This is a genomic window from Paraoerskovia marina DSM 21750, from assembly GCF_000701465.1.
Taxonomy (GTDB): Bacteria; Actinomycetota; Actinomycetes; order Actinomycetales; family Cellulomonadaceae; genus Paraoerskovia; species Paraoerskovia marina.
Genome location: NZ_JNIY01000006.1, coordinates 179,358 through 200,686 on the forward strand (window position 1 = coordinate 179,358; position 21,329 = coordinate 200,686).

The 21,329-nt window shown below is 71.0% G+C and carries 20 protein-coding genes; 9 read left to right on the forward strand and 11 right to left on the reverse strand.

Going from position 1 to position 21,329, the window contains the following annotated elements; all coding sequences use genetic code 11:
- The first annotated feature begins 126 nt into the window (after nucleotides 1-126).
- Both Q343_RS0111160 and Q343_RS0111165 read left to right on the forward strand, forming a co-directional pair.
- Entirely contained in the window at nucleotides 127-1,164 is a 1,038-nt protein-coding gene (locus Q343_RS0111160; RefSeq protein ID WP_029253661.1) for a LacI family DNA-binding transcriptional regulator, read from the forward strand.
- A gap of 78 nt (nucleotides 1,165-1,242) precedes the next feature.
- A complete protein-coding gene (locus tag Q343_RS0111165; RefSeq protein WP_029253662.1) occupies nucleotides 1,243-3,036 on the forward strand; it encodes a glycoside hydrolase family 13 protein in 1,794 nt (597 codons plus the stop codon).
- Between the two features lie 83 nt (nucleotides 3,037-3,119).
- Here Q343_RS0111165 and dusB read toward each other — a convergent pair whose 3' ends face one another.
- Nucleotides 3,120-4,304, reverse strand: a complete 1,185-nt coding sequence (gene dusB / locus Q343_RS0111170; protein WP_029253663.1) for a tRNA dihydrouridine synthase DusB — start codon at nucleotides 4,302-4,304, stop codon at nucleotides 3,120-3,122.
- 121 nt (nucleotides 4,305-4,425) lie between these two features.
- Here dusB and Q343_RS15355 point away from each other — a divergent pair, with 121 nt between their 5' ends.
- A complete protein-coding gene (locus Q343_RS15355) occupies nucleotides 4,426-4,581 on the forward strand; it encodes a hypothetical protein (protein ID WP_169738973.1) in 156 nt (51 codons plus the stop codon).
- Between the two features lie 96 nt (nucleotides 4,582-4,677).
- On the opposite strand, the gene Q343_RS0111180 is transcribed toward Q343_RS15355, so the two are convergent.
- The gene (locus tag Q343_RS0111180; protein WP_043110025.1) at nucleotides 4,678-6,063 is read right to left on the reverse strand and encodes a glycine--tRNA ligase; all 1,386 of its coding nucleotides are present in this window, start codon (nucleotides 6,061-6,063) and stop codon (nucleotides 4,678-4,680) included.
- A 125-nt stretch (nucleotides 6,064-6,188) separates the two neighbouring features.
- On the opposite strand from Q343_RS0111180, the gene Q343_RS0111185 reads away from it, so the two are divergent.
- From Q343_RS0111185 to Q343_RS0111205, 5 genes are read left to right on the forward strand one after another with little or no spacing between them, the layout of a single operon-like run.
- Nucleotides 6,189-7,229 carry a metal ABC transporter substrate-binding protein gene (locus tag Q343_RS0111185; RefSeq protein ID WP_029253665.1) on the forward strand — a complete coding sequence of 347 codons (1,041 nt, stop codon included), beginning with the start codon at nucleotides 6,189-6,191 and terminating at the stop codon, nucleotides 7,227-7,229.
- Nucleotides 7,220-8,014 (forward strand): metal ABC transporter ATP-binding protein, encoded by a 795-nt coding sequence (locus tag Q343_RS0111190; protein ID WP_052367133.1) that lies wholly within the window; start codon nucleotides 7,220-7,222, stop codon nucleotides 8,012-8,014. Before Q343_RS0111185 ends, Q343_RS0111190 begins: the two co-directional genes overlap by 10 nt.
- On the forward strand, nucleotides 8,011-8,958 hold the full coding sequence (locus Q343_RS0111195; RefSeq protein ID WP_043110008.1) for a metal ABC transporter permease: 948 nt from the start codon (nucleotides 8,011-8,013) through the stop codon (nucleotides 8,956-8,958). The genes Q343_RS0111190 and Q343_RS0111195 overlap by 4 nt, the downstream gene beginning before the upstream one ends.
- Nucleotides 8,955-9,335 (forward strand): Fur family transcriptional regulator, encoded by a 381-nt coding sequence (locus Q343_RS0111200; protein ID WP_029253668.1) that lies wholly within the window; start codon nucleotides 8,955-8,957, stop codon nucleotides 9,333-9,335. The genes Q343_RS0111195 and Q343_RS0111200 overlap by 4 nt, the downstream gene beginning before the upstream one ends.
- 4 nt (nucleotides 9,336-9,339) lie before the next feature.
- Nucleotides 9,340-9,945: a DedA family protein gene (locus Q343_RS0111205; protein ID WP_155990726.1), complete on the forward strand. Its 606-nt coding sequence runs from the start codon at nucleotides 9,340-9,342 to the stop codon at nucleotides 9,943-9,945.
- A gap of 43 nt (nucleotides 9,946-9,988) precedes the next feature.
- Here Q343_RS0111205 and Q343_RS0111210 read toward each other — a convergent pair whose 3' ends face one another.
- Together Q343_RS0111210 and recO are read right to left on the reverse strand one after the other, a co-directional pair.
- Nucleotides 9,989-10,795, reverse strand: a complete 807-nt coding sequence (locus tag Q343_RS0111210) for an isoprenyl transferase (RefSeq protein ID WP_029253670.1) — start codon at nucleotides 10,793-10,795, stop codon at nucleotides 9,989-9,991.
- Nucleotides 10,792-11,565 (reverse strand): DNA repair protein RecO, encoded by a 774-nt coding sequence (recO, locus tag Q343_RS0111215; protein ID WP_155990727.1) that lies wholly within the window; start codon nucleotides 11,563-11,565, stop codon nucleotides 10,792-10,794. Before recO ends, Q343_RS0111210 begins: the two co-directional genes overlap by 4 nt.
- 16 nt (nucleotides 11,566-11,581) lie before the next feature.
- Between recO and Q343_RS0111220 the strand changes: the two genes are divergently transcribed.
- Nucleotides 11,582-12,157: a tetratricopeptide repeat protein gene (locus Q343_RS0111220; protein ID WP_155990728.1), complete on the forward strand. Its 576-nt coding sequence runs from the start codon at nucleotides 11,582-11,584 to the stop codon at nucleotides 12,155-12,157.
- 51 nt (nucleotides 12,158-12,208) lie between these two features.
- On the opposite strand, the gene leuA is transcribed toward Q343_RS0111220, so the two are convergent.
- From leuA to Q343_RS0111255, 7 genes are all read right to left on the reverse strand, one after another.
- Entirely contained in the window at nucleotides 12,209-13,981 is a 1,773-nt protein-coding gene (gene leuA, locus Q343_RS0111225; RefSeq protein ID WP_052367135.1) for a 2-isopropylmalate synthase, read from the reverse strand.
- A 190-nt stretch (nucleotides 13,982-14,171) separates the two neighbouring features.
- On the reverse strand, nucleotides 14,172-15,893 hold the full coding sequence (locus Q343_RS0111230) for a DUF7937 domain-containing protein (protein WP_029253674.1): 1,722 nt from the start codon (nucleotides 15,891-15,893) through the stop codon (nucleotides 14,172-14,174).
- A 146-nt stretch (nucleotides 15,894-16,039) separates the two neighbouring features.
- A complete protein-coding gene (locus tag Q343_RS0111235) occupies nucleotides 16,040-17,581 on the reverse strand; it encodes an alpha/beta hydrolase family protein (RefSeq protein WP_029253675.1) in 1,542 nt (513 codons plus the stop codon).
- 27 nt (nucleotides 17,582-17,608) lie between these two features.
- Nucleotides 17,609-18,520 carry a GTPase Era gene (era, locus tag Q343_RS0111240; RefSeq protein ID WP_029253676.1) on the reverse strand — a complete coding sequence of 304 codons (912 nt, stop codon included), beginning with the start codon at nucleotides 18,518-18,520 and terminating at the stop codon, nucleotides 17,609-17,611.
- A complete protein-coding gene (locus Q343_RS0111245) occupies nucleotides 18,517-19,818 on the reverse strand; it encodes a hemolysin family protein (protein WP_043110009.1) in 1,302 nt (433 codons plus the stop codon). Before Q343_RS0111245 ends, era begins: the two co-directional genes overlap by 4 nt.
- Nucleotides 19,815-20,267, reverse strand: a complete 453-nt coding sequence (ybeY, locus tag Q343_RS0111250) for an rRNA maturation RNase YbeY (protein ID WP_029253678.1) — start codon at nucleotides 20,265-20,267, stop codon at nucleotides 19,815-19,817. The genes Q343_RS0111245 and ybeY overlap by 4 nt, the downstream gene beginning before the upstream one ends.
- Nucleotides 20,264-21,292 (reverse strand): PhoH family protein, encoded by a 1,029-nt coding sequence (locus tag Q343_RS0111255; RefSeq protein ID WP_052367136.1) that lies wholly within the window; start codon nucleotides 21,290-21,292, stop codon nucleotides 20,264-20,266. Before Q343_RS0111255 ends, ybeY begins: the two co-directional genes overlap by 4 nt.
- Nucleotides 21,293-21,329 lie beyond the last annotated feature (37 nt).

A 21,329-nucleotide genomic window follows, 5' to 3' on the forward strand; every position in this document is an offset into this window, starting at 1 on the left:
GTGAGGCGACAGATGCCGCCGGGACATGATGACGATAGGCCGGGGCGAGCGAGATATGCAAGCGCTTGCTGCAACATTCATGTAACGCTTGCAGCACTGGGCCGAATCCTCCCCTAGGCTGCTCGTGTGCGCACCAGACTCTCCGACATCGCCGAGCAATCCGGCGTCAGCACCGCGACCGTCTCGCGCGTGCTCAACGGCAAGGCGAACGTCTCCGCCGCGACGCGCCAGGCCGTGCTCGCCGCCTTCGACGTGCTCGGGTACGAACGCCCCGAGCGGCTGCGAACCCGCTCCGAGGGCCTCGTCGGTCTCGTGATCCCGGAGCTCACGAACCCGGTCTTCCCCGCTCTCGCCCAGGCGATCGAGGCGACGCTCGCGCAGCACGGCTACACGCCGCTGCTGTGCACGCAGTCCCCCGGCGGCACGACCGAGGACCAGTACGTCGAGACCCTCCTGACGCACGGGGTCAACGGCATCATCTTCGTCTCCGGCCTCCACGCCGACACGTCGACGGACATGAGCCGCTACCAGCGGATCACCGACACGGGCGTACCTGTCGTGCTGATCAACGGATACACGGACAAGCTCGACGTCCCCTTCGTCTCGCCCGACGACGTCGAGGCGACCCGGGCGGCGGTCCGCCACCTGACGTCGCTCGGACACCGCCGGGTCGGGCTCGTCATCGGTCCGGCCCGGTTCGTCCCGGCACGGCGGAAGATCGACGGCTTCGTCGACACTCTCGTCGACCACGGCCTCGCCACGGACCGGGCGGAGGCGGAGGAGTCGATCTCGACGACGCTCTACACCGTCGAGGGAGGGCAGGCCGGAGCCACCGACCTGATCGACCGGGGCCACACCGGCATCGTCTGCGGATCGGACCTGATGGCGCTCGGGGCCATCCGGGCGGCGAGGACCCGTGGCCTGCGCGTACCCGGCGACGTCTCGGTGGTCGGGTACGACGACTCCCCCCTCATCGCGTTCACCGATCCGCCGCTCACCACGATCCGCCAGCCCGTCGACTCGATGGCACAGGCCGCCGTCAGCGCTCTCCTGGGCCAGATCCAGGGCACCGCGTCGCCGCGCAGCGAGCTGCTGTTCCGCACGGAGCTCGTCGTCCGTGAGTCCACAGGCCCCGCCCCTGCCGCTGTCGACACCACGCCGTAAGCGCTTACACTACGTCCCAAGGGCATCGCCGCTCGGTGCCTACTCCTCGACGACGCCACGAAAAGGACAGCACTCACCATGACTCGAATCGATTCGTCGCCCACGAAGCCTCTCTCCGCCAGCACGGTGGTCCATGCGTCGCACGAGCCCTCCGAGTGGTGGCGTGACGCGGTCATCTACCAGGTCTACCCCCGGTCGTTCGCCGACGCGGACGGCGACGGCATCGGCGACCTCCCCGGGATCACCTCCCGCCTGCCGCACCTCGCCGCGCTCGGCATCGACGCGCTGTGGCTCTCGCCCTTCTACCGCTCCCCCCAGAAGGACGCGGGGTACGACGTCGCCGACTACCGCGCGGTCGACCCCCTCTTCGGCACGCTCGAGGACTTCGACGTGCTGCTCGAGCAGGCGCACGAGCGCGGCATCCGGATCATCGTGGACCTCGTGCCCAACCACACCTCGGACCAGCACGTCTGGTTCCAGGAGGCGCTCCGCTCGCCCGCCGGCAGCCCGGCCCGCGCGCGGTACATGTTCCGGGACGGCAAGGGGGCCGACGGCTCGACACCACCGAACAACTGGCAGTCGATCTTCGGCGGACCGGCGTGGACCCGCCTGCCAGCCTCGGAGGACGACGGCCCCGCCGGGCCGCAGTGGTACCTGCACCTCTTCGACACCAGCCAGCCCGACCTCGACTGGAGCAACGACGAGGTCAAGGCCGAGTTCGAGGACGTCCTGCGGTTCTGGCTCGACAAGGGCGTGGACGGGTTCCGCATCGACGTCGCGCACGGCATGGTCAAGGCCGACGGACTGCCCGACTGGAGCGGAAAGACCTCGATGGTCGAGGGCACCGAGAAGCCGGCGGAACAGGTGGTCGACCCCGGCGCACCCGAGGACGGCCTCGTGGACACCTCGGTCAACGGCCCGATGTTCGACCAGGACGGGGTGCACGACATCTACCGCGCATGGCACCAGGTTCTCGCCGAGTACGACGGCGACCGCTGCCTGGTCGCCGAGGCCTGGGTCGAGCCGATGGAGCGCCTCGCGCGCTACGTGCGCGCCGACGAGATGCACCAGGCGTTCAACTTCGCCTTCCTGACGACAGAGTGGGACGCCTCGCGCCTGCGCGACATCGTCGCCGAGTCGTTGGAGATGTCCGACTCCGTCGGCGCACCCACCACCTGGGTCCTGTCGAACCACGACGTGTCCCGGCACGCCTCGCGCCTCGGCTACGAGGACGCCTCCCAGCGCCCGGCCGGCACCGCAGGCATCAAGCCTACCGACCCCCAGCCCGACGAGGCGCTCGGCATCAAGCGCGCCCGCGCCGCGTCGCTGCTCATGCTCGGCCTGCCCGGAAGCGCGTACGTCTACCAGGGTGAAGAGCTGGGCCTCCCGGACCACATCATGATCCCGGACGAGGCGCGACAGGACCCGTCGTTCTTCCGCACGAACGGCGAGGAGATCGGCCGCGACGGCTGCCGCGTCCCGATCCCGTGGGAGGCCGCCGCCCCCGGATACGGCTTCGGGCCGACCGGGAAGACGTGGCTCCCGCAGCCTCCGTCGTACGGTACGTACGCGGCGGACCAGCAGCGCGACGTCGAGGGCTCCACGTTCGAGATGTACCGTCGGGCGCTTGAGGTCCGGGGTGAGGCGGAGCTCGGCTCGGGGAGCCTCGCCTGGGTCGACGAGTACCAGGGATCGTCCGACGTCGTCGCCCTGCTCAACCGTGACGTCGTCGTGCTGACGAACCTCGGTACCGAGGCCGTCACGCTCCCGGTCGGCGCGGAGGTGCTGGTGGCCTCGGGCGACCACGCCACCGCCACCGAGGACTCGGGGGCAAGGGTCCCGCGCGACACCACCGTCTGGTTCCGCGTCTGACGCGAGCGGACACAAACGCCCCGGGCCGCCGACCAGTTCGGCGACCCGGGGCGTTCGTGCGTCCGCGCGGAGGACGGCCCGAGTCAGCCGCCGGAGACGCTCAGCTCGGCCTCGCGCAGGCTCGCCTCGAACTCCGGGTCCAGGTCGCGCGAGTCCAGCCACCCGTAGGGGACGTGCGGCTTCTTCGGCGTTCCCGCACGCCCGCGCGGACCCTCGGCGTCCGCACCCGGGTAGGGCGCGTCGTGGTCCAGAGCGGCCAGGTGCCCCCGCAGCTCCTCGAGCGTGCTGACCATCGCCAGCGCGCGGCGCGCGTCTCCCCCGACCGCATAGCCCTTGAGGTACCAGGCCATGTGCTTGCGGAGGTCCCGCATGCCCTTCGACTCGTCCTCGTAGAACTCGACCATCAGCTCACCGTGCCGGTAGATCGTGTCGGCGACCTCGCCGAGCCCGGGGGTCACCCGCTCCGGCCGACCCTCGAACGCCGCCTGCAGGTCCGCGAACAGCCAGGGCCTGCCCTGACAGCCACGGCCGACGACGACGCCGTCGCACCCGGTCTCCTCGACCATCCGCACCGCGTCCTCGGCCGACCAGATGTCGCCGTTGCCGAGCACCGGGATCTCGGTGACCGTCTCCTTCAGCCGGGCGATCGACTCCCAGTCGGCCGTGCCGCTGTAGAAGTCGGCCGCGGTCCGGGCGTGCAGGGCGACGGTCGCGACGCCCGCGTCCTGGGCGATCAGGCCCGCCTCGAGGTACGTCAGGTGGTCGTCGTCGATGCCCTTGCGCATCTTGATCGTCACCGGCACGTCGTACGGCTTCGCAGCGTCGACCGCCGCGTGGACGATCGACGTGAACAGGTCTCTCTTCCACGGCAGGACGGCGCCACCGCCCTTGCGGGTGACCTTCGGCACGGGGCAGCCGAAGTTCAGGTCGACGTGGTCGGCGAGGTTCTCGCTGGCGATGATCCGCACCGCCTCGCGGACGGTGGCCGGGTCGACGCCGTACACCTGGGCGGAGCGCGGGGACTCGCTCTCGTCGAACGTGAGGATGTGCAGCGCGACCGGGTTGCGCTCGACGAGAGCACGGCTCGTGATCATCTCGGCGACGAAGAGCCCGCCACCGTTCTCACGGCACAGGGTCCGGAACGCCTTGTTCGTCACGCCCGCCATCGGGGCGAGCTCGACAGGGGTCTCGATGGTGTGCGGCCCGACCTGGAGCGGCGGCAGAAGCCGCTGGCCGGGTACGGGCTGGACGGATGCGCTGGTACTCACGCGCCCATTCTCCCATTCCTCGGCATCGGCAGGTCTCCGACGTGCGAGTCCGTCCGTACCGCCCTAGGGTCACGGACCTGTGGCGCACCGAACGGTGCGCATCGCTGACGAAAGGACTCTCATGGCCCTCTGGCTCGTCTTGATCATCGCCGGTCTCGTGCTGCTCGTTCTCGGCCTCGCCGGTCTCGGGCAGTTCTTCATCTACCTCGGCATCATCGCGATGGTGGTCGGCGTCGTCCTCGTCCTGGTCAACCGCGGGGGCAAGAAGGTCGGTTAGGGCTCCGGGCCACGTACACAGCCGACCCCGGGGTCTCGGGGCGTCCCGTGACGGGACGCCCCGAGACCCCGGGGTCGGCTGTCGTCTATGCAGGTCTCAGCAGCCGACCAGGTGCCCCGCGAGGTAGCTCACGACCTGGTCGAGCGCGACGCGCTCCTGCTCCATCGAGTCACGGTGACGGATGGTGACCGCGTCGTCGTCGAGCGTGTCGAAGTCGACGGTGATGCAGAACGGCGTGCCGATCTCGTCCTGGCGGCGGTAGCGGCGCCCGATGGCACCGGCGTCGTCGAAGTCGACGTTCCAGTGCTCACGCAGGTCCGCGGCCAGACCGCGGGCCTTCGGCGACAGCTTCTCGTTGCGGCTGAGGGGCAGCACGGCGACCTTGACCGGCGCGAGCCGCGGGTCGAGACGCAGCACCGTGCGCTTGTCCACCCCGCCCTTGGCGTTGGGCGCCTCGTCCTCGGTGTACGCCTCGACGAGGAATGCCATCAGCGAGCGCGTCAGACCGGCCGCCGGCTCGATGACGTAGGGCACCCACCGCTCGTCCTTGGTCTGGTCGAAGTACGACAGGTCCTTGCCCGAGTGCTCGGCGTGGGTCTTGAGGTCGAAGTCGGTGCGGTTGGCGATGCCCTCGAGCTCGCCCCACTCGGACCCGGTGAACCCGAACCGGTACTCGATGTCGACGGTCCGCGTCGAGTAGTGGGACAGCTTCTCCTTCGGGTGCTCGTACAGGCGCAGGTTCTCCGGCGCGATGCCGAGCCCGGTGTACCAGTCGTGACGCAGGTCGATCCACGTCTGGTGCCACTCCTCGTCGGTGCCGGGCTCGACGAAGAACTCCATCTCCATCTGCTCGAACTCGCGCGTCCGGAAGATGAAGTTGCCCGGCGTGATCTCGTTGCGGAACGACTTGCCGATCTGCGCGATGCCGAACGGCGGCTTGCGGCGCGAGGCCCCCATCACGTTGGCGAAGTTCACGAAGATCCCCTGGGCGGTCTCGGGGCGCAGGTAGTGCATGCCCGACTCGTCCTCGACCGCGCCGAGGTAGGTCTTGAGCATCATGTTGAAGTCGCGCGGCTCGGTCCACTGGCCGCGGTTGCCGCAGTTGGGGCAGGCGATCTCGGCGAGGCCACCCTCGGGGGCGCGGCCCTTCTTCTCCTCGAACTCCTCGAGCATCTGGTCCTCGCGGAACCGCTTGTGGCAGCTCAGGCACTCCGTGAGGGGGTCGGTGAAGACTCCCACGTGGCCCGAGGCCACCCACACCTGGCGGGGCAGGATCACCGAGGAGTCGAGGCCCACGACGTCGTCGCGACGCGTCATCGCCTTCCACCACTGGCGCTTGATGTTCTCCTTGAGCTCGACACCGAGCGGCCCGTAGTCCCAGGCGGACCGCGTACCTCCGTAGATCTCGCCCGAGGGGAAGACGAACCCGCGCCTCTTCGCGAGGGCGACGACGTTGTCGAGACGGGAAGGCGCTGCGGCCACGCTGATCACTCCAGAAGGTCGTGTGTACCCCGGACGTGGCTTCGTCGGGGCGATCCCCCAGCCTACTGGTCCCCACCGCGCGAACCTTCTTGACACTGATTATCATTTAGCGGAGGATTGTCGCCATGCCTTCCGCCCGTCGCACGACCCTTACGATCGCCGCAGCCACCAGCCTCGCCCTCACGCTCACGGCGTGCGGGGCGGCCGCCGACCAGACACCGGAGAACCCGGACCGCGTGCAGGTGCTCGCGTCGTTCTATCCGTTGCAGTACGTCGCGGAGGAGATCGGCGGAGACCTCGTCGAGGTCACCAACCTCACACCCCCGGCCGCGGAGCCGCACGACCTCGAGCTCTCGCCGGCCCAGGTACGGCGTGTCGGCGACGCCGACCTCGTCGTCTACCTCTCCGACTTCCAGCCCGCCGTCGACGAGGCGGTCGAGGCGCGGGACGCGAACGCCCTCGACGCGGCCGAGAGCGCACACCTCGAGTCCTCCCCGAACGGGGAGGCCGCGACGGACGCCGCCGAGCAGGTCGACGAGGCGGACGACGACCACTCCGGCGAGACCGAGGAGGAGCACGCGGAGCACGCCGACGAGGCGGAGGCGACGACCGAGTCGGGCTCGGAGACCGAGGACGAGCACGACCACGGGATCAACGACCCGCACTTCTGGCTCGACCCGACTCGGCTGGCAGACGTCGCCACCGCCGTCGAGGCCGAGCTGAGCGCCGTCGACCCCGAGAACGCCGACGAGTACAGCGCGAACCTGGACGAGCTCGTCGGTGAGCTGACAGCGCTCGACGAGGACTATTCGACCGCGCTCGCGGACTGCGCGGGCGCTGCGCTGGTCACGTCGCACGAGGCGTTCGGCTACCTTGCGGAGCGGTACGACCTCGTCCAGGTCGGGCTCGCAGGGGTCGACCCGCAGAACGAACCGTCCCCCGCGCGCCTCCGAGAGATCCGCGACGTCGTCGAGGAGTACGGGGTGACGACCGTCTTCTCCGAGACGAACGCCAGCTCGAAGGTCGCCGAGACGTTCGCGGACGACGTCGGCGTCGACACCGCGGTGCTCGACCCGCTGGAGACGCAGAACGACGACTCCCTCGACTACGTTGATGTCATGGAATCGAACCTTCAGGCTCTCGAGGCGGGGCTGGTCTGCTCGTGACGCCGGTCATCGACGTCACCGACCTCGAGGTCACGCTCGGTGCGAGCAGGATCCTGCGCGGCATCGACCTGACCGTCACGAACGGAGAGGTCGTCGCGCTGCTCGGGGCGAACGGCTCGGGCAAGTCGACCCTCGTCCGCACGATCGTCGGCATCCTCACGCCCAGCGCCGGTTCCGTGTCCCTTCTCGGCACGCCCCTGACGGGCGATGTCCCCTGGCAGCGGATCGGCTACGTCCCGCAGCGCGTCAGCGCCCAGTCCGGCGTGCCGTCCACGGCTCGAGAGGTCGTCGGCTCGGGTCTGCTCTACGGGCGTCGCCTTCGCCTCCCCCGGGACTGGAAGTCTCGCGCCGACGAGGCGCTCGAGACCGTCGGACTGCTCGACCGGGCCACCTTCGCGACGAGCGAGCTCTCGGGCGGCCAGCAGCAGCGCGTGCTCATCGCCCGGGCGCTCGCGCGTCGGCCGGACGTGATGATCCTGGACGAGCCCGTGGCGGGCGTCGACCAGCCGAGCCAGGAGGCCTTCGCGGCCACCATGACGCGCCTCGTCGAGCAGGGGCTGACCGTGCTCGTCGTCCTGCACGAGCTCGGCGCCCTGGCTCCTCTGGTGACCCGCGCCGTCGTCCTCCGGCACGGCCGGATCGTCCACGACGGCGCCCCGCCCCGCGCCGCGCTCGACCACGCCGGGCAGGACCACGACCACGTGCACCCCCACGAGCCCATGGTCCCGCTCTACGCCCCCCAGACCGACCTCGGCTTCGACAACGCATCGGGACACCAGTCATGACCTTCCTGTCCGAGCTGGCCTACATGTTCTCCGACCCGCTCATGCAGCGCGCTCTGATCGCGGCGCTGCTCGTCGGACTCACCGCCCCGATCGTCGGGACCTACCTGGTCCAGCGACGACTGTCGCTGCTGGGCGACGGCATCGGGCACGTCGCCCTCACGGGTGTCGCTCTCGGATGGCTCGTCGGCGCCGGCATGGGTCTGGTGCCGCAGGACCGTCTCGCGATCCCCGGTGCCGTGATCGCGGCGATCATCGGGTCGGTCGCGATCGAGCTCGTCCGGGAGCGCGGCCGCACGAGCGGCGACGTCGCCCTCGCCCTCCTCTTCTACGGCGGGATCGCCGGTGGCGTGCTGCTGATGGGCATCGCCGGCGGGTCCCAGGCCAACCTCACGGCGTACCTGTTCGGGTCGATATCGACGGTCACGACGGGCGACCTCGTCCTCACGCTCATCCTGAGCGTCATCGTGCTCGCCGTCGGCCTCGGGCTGCGCGCGGCGCTGTTCTCCGTCAGCTACGACGAGGAGTTCGCCAAGGCCTCGGGCCTGCCCGTGCGGTTCCTCAACATCGCGGTGGCGATCGTCGCGGCGCTGACCGTCACGGTGGCGATGCGCGTCGTCGGGCTCCTGCTCGTCAGTGCCCTGATGATCGTGCCCGTCGCCGTAGCCCAGCTCACCACCCGGTCGTTCCGCCGCACGATGCAGGTCGCGACCGTCGTCGGCGTCACGGTCTGTGTGGTGGGGCTCTCCATCACCTACTGGTACAACGTGTCGCCCGGGGCGACTATCGTGGTGCTGGCGATCATCACGTATGGGATCGTGGCCGCGATCGCGCCGATCGTCACGCGCCGCCGACGCCACGACCCGCACCCCGACATCCCGGACGACGTCGACCTCGAGCCGTCCGGGACCGCACGGAAGGACGGCGACGAGACGTGCAACGCATGACCAAGCAGCGGGCCGCGGTCTCCGCGGTCCTCGACCGTGTCGACGACTTCCGCAGTGCCCAGCAGCTCCACGACGAGCTCCGTACGGGCGGAGACTCGATCGGCCTGGCCACGGTCTACCGCACCCTCCAGGCACTCTCCGACTCGGGCGACGTCGACGTGCTCCGCACGGAGGACGGCGAGAACCTCTTCCGACGCTGCCAACGCTCGGAGCATCACCACCACCTCGTCTGCCGCACCTGCGGCCGGACGGTCGAGATCGACGGACCGACCGTCGAGGCGTGGGCCGAGAGCATCGGCGCCGCGCACGGGTTCGTGGACATCGAGCACACCATCGAGATCTTCGGCACCTGCGAGTCCTGCGCGACGACGCGCTAGCCGCATGCCCGACTCGCTGAACGGCGCGTCGTTCTGGCCCCTCTTTGCCTTCTTCGCGTCGATCGCGTTCCTGCGCACGCTCGCGACGTATTGGATCGCACGCCTCGTCTCCACGTGGACGGTCGAGCGCACGCACACCGAGCGCGCCTGGGTCCGGCGTGTCCAGGGGTGGCTCGGCGGCCCCGGAGCAGCCCGTGGACGACGTGCCCTCGAGCGGTGGGGCCTCGTCGCGGTCCCCGCGTCGTTCCTGATGTCGGGCACCAAGACGATCGTCAACGGTGCGGCGGGGATCCTCCGCGTCCCGTTCGGCCGCTACCTGGCGGTCATGGCGCTCGGCTGCGTCCTGCACGGCACGATCTACGCGACCGTGGGGTGGGCAGCCTGGACGGCGGCACTCGCCGCTGCGACGGGATCACCGGCCGGCATCGCGGTGCTCGTGCTGATCGTCGTGCTGATCGCGCTCGCGGTCGTCCTCCACCGCCGCCACTCCCGGGCCGCCGGAGCGACGCTCGGCGCTGTGCCCCCCGGTGCCCAGGCGGAGCACGAGGCGGCCACCCAGGCAGCTCCGGTGCAGGCACCGCCGGCACAGGAGGACGGAAGCACCACGTAGGCGGACGACAAGGACGGCCGGGCCTCGATGCCCAGTCCGGGGTTCACGCGCTGGGGGCGTCGACCGCTCCCCCGTACCGCCGGTCCCGCCGGGCGTACGTCTCGACGGCGTCCCAGAGCGAACGGCGGTCGACGTCCGGCCAGGGTGTGTCCATGAAGACGAGCTCGGCGTAGGCGGCCTGCCAGAGCATGAAGTTCGACGTCCGCTGCTCGCCCGAGCTGCGCCAGAACAGGTCGACGTCCGGGAGGTCGGGCTCGTCAAGGTACTTCTGCACGGTCTTCTCCGAGATCCTGCGCGGGTCCAGCAGCCCGGCCTTCGCGTCGCGGGCGATGGCGGCCGCGGCGTCGGCGATCTCGGCGCGCCCGCCGTAGTTGACGCACATCGTCAGGGTGCAGACGTCGTTGTCCCGCGTGAGCTCCTCGGCCACCTCGAGCTCCTTGATCACCGACGCCCACAGGCGCGGTCGGCGACCCGCCCAGCGCACCCGGACTCCCCAGGAGTTCATCTCGTCACGACGACGCCGGATCACGTCGCGGTTGAAGCCCATGAGGAACTTGACCTCCTCGGGCGACCGCTTCCAGTTCTCCGTCGAGAACGCGTACGCGCTGACGTGCTTGACCCCGACCTCGATCGCCCCGGCGACGACGTCCAGGAGCGCCGCCTCCCCGGCCTCGTGCCCGGCGGTCCGCGGCAGACCCCGGGCGTTCGCCCACCGACCGTTGCCGTCCATGACGACCGCGACGTGCTCGGGCACGAGCTCGGCCGGGATCCGCGGCGGGCGAGCGCCCGACGGGTGCGGTGGCGGGGCGAGGAACTCACGACGGCCGCGCGACGGCGTCGTGCGGCTCATGCGAGCGCCTCGCCAGGGGGCGTGGTTCTGACAGGCGGGTCGACCCGCTCAACCATCCGCAACGATCTCAACGTCCTCTCCAGGTAGAACTGGCTGTACGCGGCGACCAGGCCGCTCGCCTCGCGCCGGTGCTGACCCACGGACGCATCCGCAGTATGCCAGTCCCCCTCGATCAGGGCCGCCAGCAGGCCGAACGTCTCCGGCGCCGGCGACGTGGACCCCGGCGGACGGCAGGCCCCGCAGACAGCACCGCCGGTCGCGACGGAGAACGCCCGGTGCGGCCCGGGCTCGCCGCACCGCGCGCACTCGGTGAACGTCGGCGCCCACCCCGCGATCGACAGCGCCCGCAGGAGGTAGGAGTCGAGCACGAGGCCCGCGTCGTGCTCGCCCGTCGCGAGGGACCGCACACCGCCCACGAGGAGCCAGAACTGCTGCACCGCGGGCTCCTTCTCGGCCGCGACCAGACGTTCGGCGGTCTCCAGCATCGCGACCCCGGCCGTGTACATCCCGTAGTCCTCGACGATGCGGCGCGCGTAGGGCCCGACGGTCTCGACCTGGGTCACCACGTCGAGCGACCGTCCCTCGTGGAACTGCACGTCGACCATCATGAACGGCTCCAGGCGGGCGCCGAACCGCGACGACGTCCGCCGCACGCCCTTGCCGACCGCCCGCACCTTGCCGTGCTCGCGCGTGAGGAACGTGACGATGCGGTCCGCCTCACCCAGCTTCTGGGTGCGCAGCACGATGGCGTCGTCTCTGTACTGTGGCACGTCACCATTGTCGGGCATGCCGCCCACACCGGTGCGCAGCGCCGAGGCGGTCCTGGTCCCGCGAGCAGGGGACAATGACCCGATGGACGACTGGGAGCGCCGCGTCGACGCGGTCTGGACACACGCAGCAGGGGCCGACCGACCCGACGACGACGAGCTGCTCGCCCGGATCGACGCCCTCGCGTCGGAGCTGGACACCGGCGACCCGCGGGGCACCTTCGAGCGCGCCGGAGCACGCGACTCGACCGGACGCACCGCCGAGGCGATCGCGCTGTACCGGGAGGCGCTCGACGGAGGGCTGGACCCGGACCGTCGACGCCAGGCCGCCGTCCAGCTCGCCAGCTCGTTGCGCGCGATCGGCGAGGCGGACGAGGCGGTCCGGATCCTCGCGGACGAGCTCGACCGGGGCGAGAGCCTCCTCGAGCCTCAGGTCCGCGCGTTCTACGCCCTCGCTCTCGCCGACACCGGACGTGAGCGTGAGGCGGTGGGCATCGCCGTCGAGACGATCGGGTCGCTCGTGACCCGGTACCGCCGCTCCCTCGTCGCGTACGGTCAGGACATGGCCGACGGGCCGTCGGCGCCGACGCCCTGAGACGACGTCGGCGGGCCGCCCGTGTCCGGGCGACCCGCCGACGTCGAAGGTTCAGGCCTGCGTGCGCTCCGCACGGTTCACCGCGGAGACGATCGCCTTGAGCGACGCCGTCGTGATGGACGGGTCGATGCCCACGCCCCAGAGGACGTCGTCGCCCACCTGGCACTCGACGTAGGCCGCGGCCGACGCGTCGCCGCCCTCGGAGAGCGCGTGCTCGGCGTAGTCGAGCACGCGGACCTCGACACCGACCTGGCGAATGGCGTCGACGAACGCCGCGACAGGCCCGTTGCCGGTGCCCTCCAGCGTCAGCTCCTCGCCCTGGTCGAGCACGTCCACGGCGAGCGTGTCCGGTCCGTCCTCGGCCGACGTCGTGCGGGTCCCGCGCAGCTTGAGCCGACCCCACGGTTCCAGGTCCGAGCCCTCGCCGACGGGCAGGTACTCGTCCGAGAAGATGCGCCAGATGTCGTCCCCGGTGACCTCCGACCCCTGGGAGTCGGTGTGCTCCTGCACGGCACCCGAGAACTCGATCTGCAGGCGGCGCGGCAGGTCGAGCTGGCGCTCGGTGCGCAGCAGGTAGGAGATCCCGCCCTTGCCCGACTGGGAGTTGACGCGGATCACGGCCTCGTACGAACGCCCGACGTCCTTCGGGTCGATCGGCAGGTAGGGCACGCCCCAGGTGATGTCGTCGACACCGGCGCCGGCCGCCTCGGCCCGCAGCGCCATGGAGTCGAGCCCCTTCTTGATCGCGTCCTGGTGCGAGCCCGAGAACGCGGTGAAGACCAGGTCACCGGCGTATGGGTGCCGCTCGGGCACCGCCAGCTGGTTGCAGTGCTCCACGGTGCGACGGACGTGGTCGATGTCCGAGAAGTCGATCTGCGGGTCGACGCCCTGGCTGAACAGGTTCATGCCGAGCGTGACGAGGCAGACGTTGCCGGTGCGCTCGCCGTTGCCGAACAGGCAGCCCTCGATCCGGTCCGCCCCTGCCTGGTAGCCGAGCTCCGCGGCCGCGACGGCGGTGCCACGGTCGTTGTGCGGGTGCAGCGACAGCACGACGTTCTCGCGGTAGCGCAGGTTCCGGTTCATCCACTCGATCGAGTCGGCGTAGACGTTCGGGGTCGCCATCTCGACCGTCGCGGGCAGGTTGATGATCACCTTGCGCTCGGGCGTCGGCTCGAGGACCTCGAGGACCTCGTTGCAGATGCGCGCCGCGAACTCCAGCTCGGTGCCCGTGTAGGACTCCGGCGAGTACTCGTAGTAGACGGCGGTGCCCGGGATCGTCTCCTCGAACTTCTTGCACAGCCGCGCGCCGTCGACGGCGATCGCGACGATGCCGTCCTCGTCGGTGCGGAAGACGACCTCGCGCTGCAGTGTGGAGGTCGAGTTGTAGAGGTGGACGATCGCCTGCTTCGCGCCGTCGATCGCCTCGTAGGTGCGGGCGATCAGGTGCTCGCGCGCCTGCGTCAGCACCTGGATCGCGACGTCGTCCGGGATCCGGTCCTCGTCGATGAGCTTGCGGACGAAGTCGAAGTCGGTCTGCGACGCCGACGGGAAGCCGACCTCGATCTCCTTGTAGCCCATCCCCACGAGCAGCTCGAACATCCGCAGCTTCCGCTCGGCGTTCATCGGCTCGATCAGCGCCTGGTTGCCGTCACGCAGGTCGACCGCGCACCACCGTGGCGCCGTCTCGATCCGGCGGTCCGGCCACGTGCGGTCCGGGAGACTGACGTCGATCTGCCGGTGGAAGGGCTCGTACTTGTGAACGGGCATGCCGGACGGCTGCTGGGCGTTGGGGCGTGCGTCCTGGGTGGTCTGGGGCTGTTCCATGATGGGGTCCTTCAGGGTTCGGTGCGTTCGACGGTGTCAGCCGGCACACCAACCACCGCGACGAGAGACCGGCTAGAGAGCCTCGTCGCGGCACCGAAGGAGGAGCTGCGGAACGCTGTGCACGATTCCACTGTAGCGCGTGCTGCCACGGGCGCCCGGTAGCTTCTCGGCCACCGGGCGCCCGCGGTCGCTAGGAGCGTCCGGCACGCCGTGCCAGGGCGGCGTCGACCGCCGGGTCACCCAGGCGGTCGAGCCAGTCGAGCAGCGCCGGGTAGGTCGACGGGTTCTCGGCGATCACGGGCCGCAGGTCCGGCGACTCCGCCGCGATGCGCGCCAGGGTCTCCAGCGGCGTCGACGGGTCGCCCGCCTCGGCGGCCGAGAATCCGGTGGCCGGCGCCATCACCTGCGTCTCGTGGGCCTCGCGCCCGCCGCCTGCGGCCTTCTCCGGCTCGCGTCCGCTCGTCACCGAGAGCACCTCGGTGTGCTGCTCGGCCAGACCTGGGCGCGCCGCGTACCCGCTGCGCACCGGTTCGACCGGTGTGATGCGGGGCTCGTCCTGGACGGCGCGGTCCCGGTTGCCCGCGCGGCGCACGGGCTCCGGGGAGCTGACCACCGGCTCGTCGGCGGGGCGGGTGGACGCCGACTCCGCGTCCGGGAAGCCGTCCTCCGACGCAGCACGGGTGCTCTTCCACTCGTAGGCGTCGGTGCTCGACGACGGACGGTTGTCCCGGAAGTGATCGCGCACCTCACGCGGCACGGTCAGGGCGACGATCACGAGCGCCGGCAGTCCGAGCGCGAGCATGAACTCGGCCGTCCCCGTGGTCGTGGTCGGCGAGACGTCGACGATCATCAGGACGGTACCGGCGAGGACGGCGAGCCCCGCGCCTGCGAGCGCCGAGCGGCGACCCTGCACGGCGTCCGCGGACAGCGAGCGCCAACCGAGGAGTGCGCCGGCGAGGACGAGGAGACCCAGGACGAGCGTGACGACGGTGACGACCGTCGTGACCCCGGACGCGAGCCCGAACGCCGCCCAGAGGACCACCGCCCCGGCGGTGGCGACGAGCAGGGCCAGACCGCGTACCGCTGTCCCGACCCACCGGTCCAGCGCCGAGACCTCGACGGTGCGGCGCATGACCGCTGCGCTGGCCGCGATCGCCCCGGCGACGGGCACGAGCAGGATGACGGGTGTCGGCGCGGAGAACGTCGTCAGGTGAGGAAGCGTGTTCGAGCCGGAACCGAGCACCGCGGCGGCGACGACCGCGACGCCGACGCCGACGGTCGTGACCCGCGCGGACTCCTGTCCGCGGACCGAGCCGAGCACGGGCCAGCCGAGGAGCAGCACGAGCCACGCGGCGACGACGACGGCCGCAAGGAGGACCCACACCCCGGGCCCGTCGACGGCGACGACGACCACCCCGACGACGGCGATAGCGAGACCGACGATCCCGACGATCCCGAGCGCGCGGGTCCACCGGGGTCCGGCGGGGTCCTCCCCCTCGGGTCCGAGCTCGCAGGCTCGTGGCTGTGCGGTGAGCGCCACCCCTGCCATGCCGAGCGCGGCGGCCGTGCCGAGGCCTGGTCCGGGTCCGGCCGTGGTCAGGTCGGCGACGACGGCGAGGACGACCATGACCGCGTACGGGACCGCCGCGACGAGACGCGTCGTGCGGGTTGAACGAACGGTCCAGCCTGCGGGCATGATGCCGAGCCGAGCCGCGTAGGGAACGGCGAGGACGACGAGCGCGAGCAACGTCGAGAGCACGACCCCGACGTGGTCCGCCGCCCGGTGCCCCTCGTCCCAGGGCAGCGAGAGCGACATCAGGAGCAGGAGCGCGCCGACCGCGTCACGGACGTAGTCGGCGACGGGGATGTCGGAGAACGGGGTGGTGGGACGAGTCGTGGACGGTTCAGTCACGGCGGATCTCCTTTCGGCACCGGCGCGACGCCGGTGGGACCGAGCGGCCCGAGGTGTTTCTACCGGGTTCGACGGGCGAAGGGCAACCGAGTCCATCCCCTGCCCGGGATAGGGTCGTCACCCGGGCCACCGTGCCATCCTTCCGGCTAGATCCCCAGCTGGTACACACCCCAGTAGGCCTCGAGCACCAGGAGCAGGACACTGCCGGCCAGCGTCGACCAGAGGACCACGTAGCCCACGGGACCGGCCGCCATCGGGGCACCGTCGCGGATCTCGACCGACCGTCCGACCCGGTCCTCGACCGCACCCGTGGACCGGAGCGCGGCGATCCTGTTGATCAGGATCGCGCCGGCGACGAGCGTGACGAGCCCGAGGACGCGGACACCGATCCACCCGCCCTGGACGACGACGGCGTTGCGCTCGTAGTCGAGGGCGAGCCGTGCGATCTCGACGACGTACACGATCAGGGCGACGAACGTCGCGACGGCTCCGGCACCGACGCCCCACAACGGGCCCCGCAGTCCTGCGGAGAGCTGCGGGCGCGCCGCACGGCCCCGGGCGATCCGGTAGACCACCCAGATCGCCGGACCGAGCAGCACGAGTCCGAACCCGAGCACGACGAGCACCAGGAGCAGGTCCCCCGACGCCAGCCACCGGGGGGTCGGCACGGCGGAGGCCAGGTACTGCTGGTCGGGCTGCGCGCCGGCGACGTGGGGCGGCGCGTCGGCGGTCTGCGGGAGTCCCCCGACCCATGCCGCGAGGTCGCGGGAGAATTCGCCCGACACCTCCCCGTCGACCCGGATCCCGTGGTCCGCGTCCTCGTAGTAGCGGACGGTGAGGTCCGAGTTCCCGGCGACCGCGAGGTCGTCGGCGACCTCGACCGGACCCTGCTCGACCGGCATCGACGCGTCGGCCGTGCCGTAGACCATCAGCACGGGCTGCGTCATCTGCCGCTGGTACGGCCGGACGTCGAAGTCGACGTACTCGAACCCGCCGCCGGGCAGGACCATGCCGACCGCGCGCGGGATCGCCCGGTAGATCTGCTCGGGCACGCCGGTGTTGCGCAGATAGGCGTCAGCGGCGAACGCGCCCTGCTCGCGAGGCTTGACCACGGGTGACGACGCCAGCACGGTGAACGCCAGGTCGGGGTCCTCGGCCGCCATCACGGGAGCGATCCAGCCGCCCTCGGACTCGCCGTAGACGCCCACGCCGTCGGGTTCGACGCCCGGCCAGGTCCGGAGCAGGTCGACGGAGCGGGAGTAGTCGTCCGCCATCGCCATGTAGTCGCGGTGGCGCGTGCTGTACGTGTCGAGGCGCTTGGACGGGACGAGCGTCACGATCCCGGCGCTCGCGAGCCGGGTCGCCGTCGCCGCGAAGGCGGTCGCGGAGTCCCCGGTTCCGGCTCCGTGCACGAAGACCACCCCACGCATCGAGTCGGGCCCGTCCACGGGTTCACGGATCACCCCGTCGACCTCTGCCCCGTCGAGCTGCACGACGACGGAGGTCTCCTCGACCTCGTACGTCCGGACCGGCGTCGTGCCCTCGCTCGCGCCGATGGTCGTGTCGGCCGTCGCGGGCTGCACGTGCTCGTCGATGGGCTCGGGGTCCCACTGCGGACCTGCCACGGAGCCGACGACCGCCAGCAGGAGCGCCAGCGCCGCAGTCGTTGCTACCGTCCGAAAGATCACGCGTGCATGCTACGCCGATCTGCGCCGTCAGAAGCCGAGGCGCCCCAGCTGCTTGGGGTCCCGCTGCCAGTCCTTGGCCACCTTGACGTGCAGGTCGAGGTAGATCTTGGTCCCCAGGAGCGCCTCGATCCCCCGGCGCGCCTGGGTCCCGACCTCACGCAGGCGCGAGCCTCCCCGGCCGATGATGATGGCCTTCTGGCTGGGTCGCTCGACGAAGAGGTGCACACGGACGTCGAGGAGGTCGTCCCGTCCGTCGCGCGGCAGGATCTCGTCGACGACGACGGCCAGCGAGTGCGGAAGCTCGTCGCGGACACCCTCGAGAGCCGCCTCCCGGACCAGCTCCGCGACCATGACGGACTCGGGCTCGTCGGTCAGCTCCCCCTCGGGGTACAGCTCGGGGCCTTCGGGCAGGTGCGAGACGAGCACGTCGGCCACGGTGTCCACCTGCGAGTCGCCGACGGCGGAGACCGGGACGATGTCGGCCCAGTCCCCCAGCGCGTCGACGGCCAGCAGGTGCTCCGTCAGGCGCGCACGGTCGACGAGATCCGTCTTGGTCACCAGGGCGACGACGGGAGTCCGGCGTCGCAGCGTCTCCGCGAGCTGGGCCGCGATGAAGCGGTCGCCCGGGCCGATCTTCTGGTCGGCGGGCAGGCAGAACGCCACGACGTCGACCTCGGTGAGCGTGTCCCGGACGAGCGTGTTGAGACGCTCACCGAGAAGGGTTCGCGGACGGTGCAGCCCCGGGGTGTCGACCAGGACGAGCTGGGCGTCGGGACGATGGACGATCCCACGGATCGTGTGCCGTGTCGTCTGCGGGCGCCCGGAGGTGATGGCGACCTTGTCGCCGACGAGGGCGTTCGTCAGGGTCGACTTGCCGGCGTTGGGGCGGCCCACCAGGCAGGCGAAGCCCGACCGGTGTGCCGGGGGTGTGGATGTCACCGCTGGTGCTCCTTGGTGTCGTAGGACGTCGCCTCGGCGCCGTCGTCGGTCCGGTGCACCCGGAGGGTCGCCAGAGTCTTGCGTCTGCCCTCGACCCGCTCGGCCTCGAGGTGCAGGCCCTCGACCTCCGCGGAGGCCCCGGGGAGCGGGACCTTGCCGAGCGCCTTGGCGAGCAGGCCGCCGACGGTGTCGACGTCGTCGTCGTCGAGATGAAGGTCGAAGAGCTCTCCGAGCTCGCCCACCGACGCGCGGGCAGGCACGCGCAGGACTCCGCCCCCGAGGTCCTCGACCTCGGGCTCGGGACGGTCGTGCTCGTCCGTGAGCTCACCGACCAGCTCCTCGAGCGCGTCCTCGATCGTCACCAGGCCGGCGACACCGCCGTACTCGTCCACGACCAGCGCGATGTGCGAGGACGCGGCCTGCATCTCGCGCAGCAGGTCGTCGGCCGGCTTGGACTCCGGCACGAACATCGCCGAGCGGACGAACTCGCCGACCGGCTGGTCGCCGTCGGACGGGTCGGACTGGACCGCGCGCACGACGTCCTTGAAGAACGCGACACCGATCAGGTCGTCGGTGCTCGTGCCGGTGACGGGGACCCGTGAGAAGCCCGACCGCTCGAACAGCGTGAGCACCTTGGACAACGGCGTCGACGCCCGCGTGGTCACCATGTCCGTGCGCGGCACCATGATCTCGCGCGTCAGCGTCTGCCCGAGCTCGATCACCGAGCGGATGATGGCGCGCTCCCCCTCGTCGAACTCCTCGGACTCGCTCATCCGGTCAGCGACCTCGCGGGCCTCGGCGTCCGTGCGGTCCTGGGCGGTGGCCTCGGCCCCGCGGACGGGTACCAGCGGACGGGCGATCGCGACCGCGACGGCCAGCGGGCGGGCGACGACGAGCAGGGTGCCCACGGGGTTGGAACGCCCGAGCTGCTCGGGGCTGACGCGGCTGAGCACGAACGCCAGGGCGAGCCCGACGAGGACCGCCACGAGCAGGACGACCCACCAGGAGTCGATCCACAGACCGAGCGCGATCACGAAGGCAGCGCTCGCGCCGACCTCGAGGACGGTGCGGGCCGAGCGGACGGCGGCGAGAGAGCGGTGCTCGTCGTCCGCGAGCTTCTGCAGGGTGCGCAGCCGCGAGAGCCGGCGGGAGCCTGCGGCACCGCGGTCACGGGCCTCGTCGGCCTCGTCGGCGAGAGACGCCCGCGTGACGCGCACGAGGGCGGACGCCGCGGCCTCGAGGGCGCCGGACAGCGCGCCCGCGACGACCGCGACGACGACCAGGACGGCGGCGGTCATCGGCTCGCGAGGAAGGTGAGGAGCAGCTTGCGCTGCAGCGCGAACATCTCCTTCTCCTCCTCGGGCTCGGCGTGGTCGTAGCCGAGCAGGTGCAGGATCCCGTGCGTCGTCAGGAGGAGCATCTCCTCGACGGGGGTGTGCCCGGCGACCTCGGCCTGGGCGACCGCGACCTCGGGGCAGAGCACGACGTCGCCGAGCAGGCCCGGCTCCTGGTCGTCACCCTCCGCCCCGGGGCGCAGCTCGTCCATCGGGAACGACAGGACGTCGGTGGGGCCCGGCTCGTCCATCCACTGCACGTGCAGCTCCGACATCACGTCGGTGCCGACGAACAGGATCGCCAGCTCCGACTGCGGGTGGACGTACAGGGCGTCGAGCACGTAGCGCCCGAGGGCGGCGAACTCCGCCTCGTCGACCTCGTACCCGGACTCGTTGTTGACCTCGATGCTCATCGTGCTCGCTCCGTCCGCGTCGAACCTGCGGGCCGGACGTCCCAGCGCGCGTAGGCGTCGATGATGTCCCCGACGAGCCGGTGACGCACCACGTCGGCCGACTGGAGCCGGCAGAACTCGACGTCGTCGACACCGGTGAGGATGTCCTCCACCACCCGCAGGCCCGACGTCGTGCCACCGGGCAGGTCGACCTGGGTGACGTCACCGGTGATCACCATCCGGGAGCCGAAGCCGAGCCGGGTCAGGAACATCTTCATCTGCTCGGTGGAGGTGTTCTGCGCCTCGTCCAGGATGACGAACGCGTCGTTGAGCGTGCGTCCGCGCATGTACGCGAGCGGGGCGACCTCGATCGTCCCGGCCTCGAGCAGACGCGGGATCGACTCCGGGTCGACCATCTCGTGCAGCGCGTCGAACAGCGGCCGCAGGTACGGGTCGATCTTCTCCGACAGCGATCCCGGGAGGTAGCCGAGCCGCTCACCGGCCTCGACGGCCGGGCGGGTCAGCACGATCCGGCTGACCTGCTTGGCCTGGAGCGCCTGCACCGCCTTCGCCATCGCGAGGTAGGTCTTGCCCGTGCCCGCAGGCCCGATGCCGAACGTCACCGTGTTCGCGTCGATCGCCTCGACGTACTGCTTCTGCCCGACCGTCTTCGGACGGATGGTCCGGCCACGGTTGGAGAGGACGTCGAGCGTCAGTACCTCGGCGGGGCGCGAGGCCGTCGGGGCCGTCAGCATCGCGACGGCGCGCCGCACCACGTCGGGCGTGACGGCGGTCCCGCCCTTGATGACCTCGACGAGCTCGTCGAGCAGGCGCGAGACGAGCGCGACGTCACCGGGGTCTCCGGTCACCGCGACCTCGTTGCCGCGCACGTGCAGGTCGACCCGGGGGAAACCGCCCTCGAGCTCGCGGAGAACGACGTCCTCGCTCCCGAGCAGGTCGACCATCTCGATGTGCGACGGGACGACGACACGGTGCTCCACCTGTGTCGCGACTCCCGGGGGCGTGCTCGCTGATGACGATGACATGGGGGGTCGGCTCGCGCCGGAACGCTCCTTCAGTACG

Coding starts and splice junctions, on each gene's coding strand:
- Q343_RS0111165 (WP_029253662.1), top strand. CDS start 1,243: ATGACTCGAATCGATTCGTCGCCCACGAAGCCTCTCTCCGCCAGCACG.
- Q343_RS15355 (WP_169738973.1), top strand. CDS start 4,426: ATGGCCCTCTGGCTCGTCTTGATCATCGCCGGTCTCGTGCTGCTCGTT.
- Q343_RS0111185 (WP_029253665.1), top strand. CDS start 6,189: ATGCCTTCCGCCCGTCGCACGACCCTTACGATCGCCGCAGCCACCAGC.
- Q343_RS0111195 (WP_043110008.1), top strand. CDS start 8,011: ATGACCTTCCTGTCCGAGCTGGCCTACATGTTCTCCGACCCGCTCATG.
- Q343_RS0111200 (WP_029253668.1), top strand. CDS start 8,955: ATGACCAAGCAGCGGGCCGCGGTCTCCGCGGTCCTCGACCGTGTCGAC.
- Q343_RS0111205 (WP_155990726.1), top strand. CDS start 9,340: ATGCCCGACTCGCTGAACGGCGCGTCGTTCTGGCCCCTCTTTGCCTTC.
- Q343_RS0111210 (WP_029253670.1), bottom strand. CDS start 10,795: ATGAGCCGCACGACGCCGTCGCGCGGCCGTCGTGAGTTCCTCGCCCCG.
- Q343_RS0111220 (WP_155990728.1), top strand. CDS start 11,582: ATGCCGCCCACACCGGTGCGCAGCGCCGAGGCGGTCCTGGTCCCGCGA.
- leuA (WP_052367135.1), bottom strand. CDS start 13,981: ATGGAACAGCCCCAGACCACCCAGGACGCACGCCCCAACGCCCAGCAG.
- Q343_RS0111245 (WP_043110009.1), bottom strand. CDS start 19,818: ATGACCGCCGCCGTCCTGGTCGTCGTCGCGGTCGTCGCGGGCGCGCTG.
- ybeY (WP_029253678.1), bottom strand. CDS start 20,267: ATGAGCATCGAGGTCAACAACGAGTCCGGGTACGAGGTCGACGAGGCG.
- Q343_RS0111255 (WP_052367136.1), bottom strand. CDS start 21,292: ATGTCATCGTCATCAGCGAGCACGCCCCCGGGAGTCGCGACACAGGTG.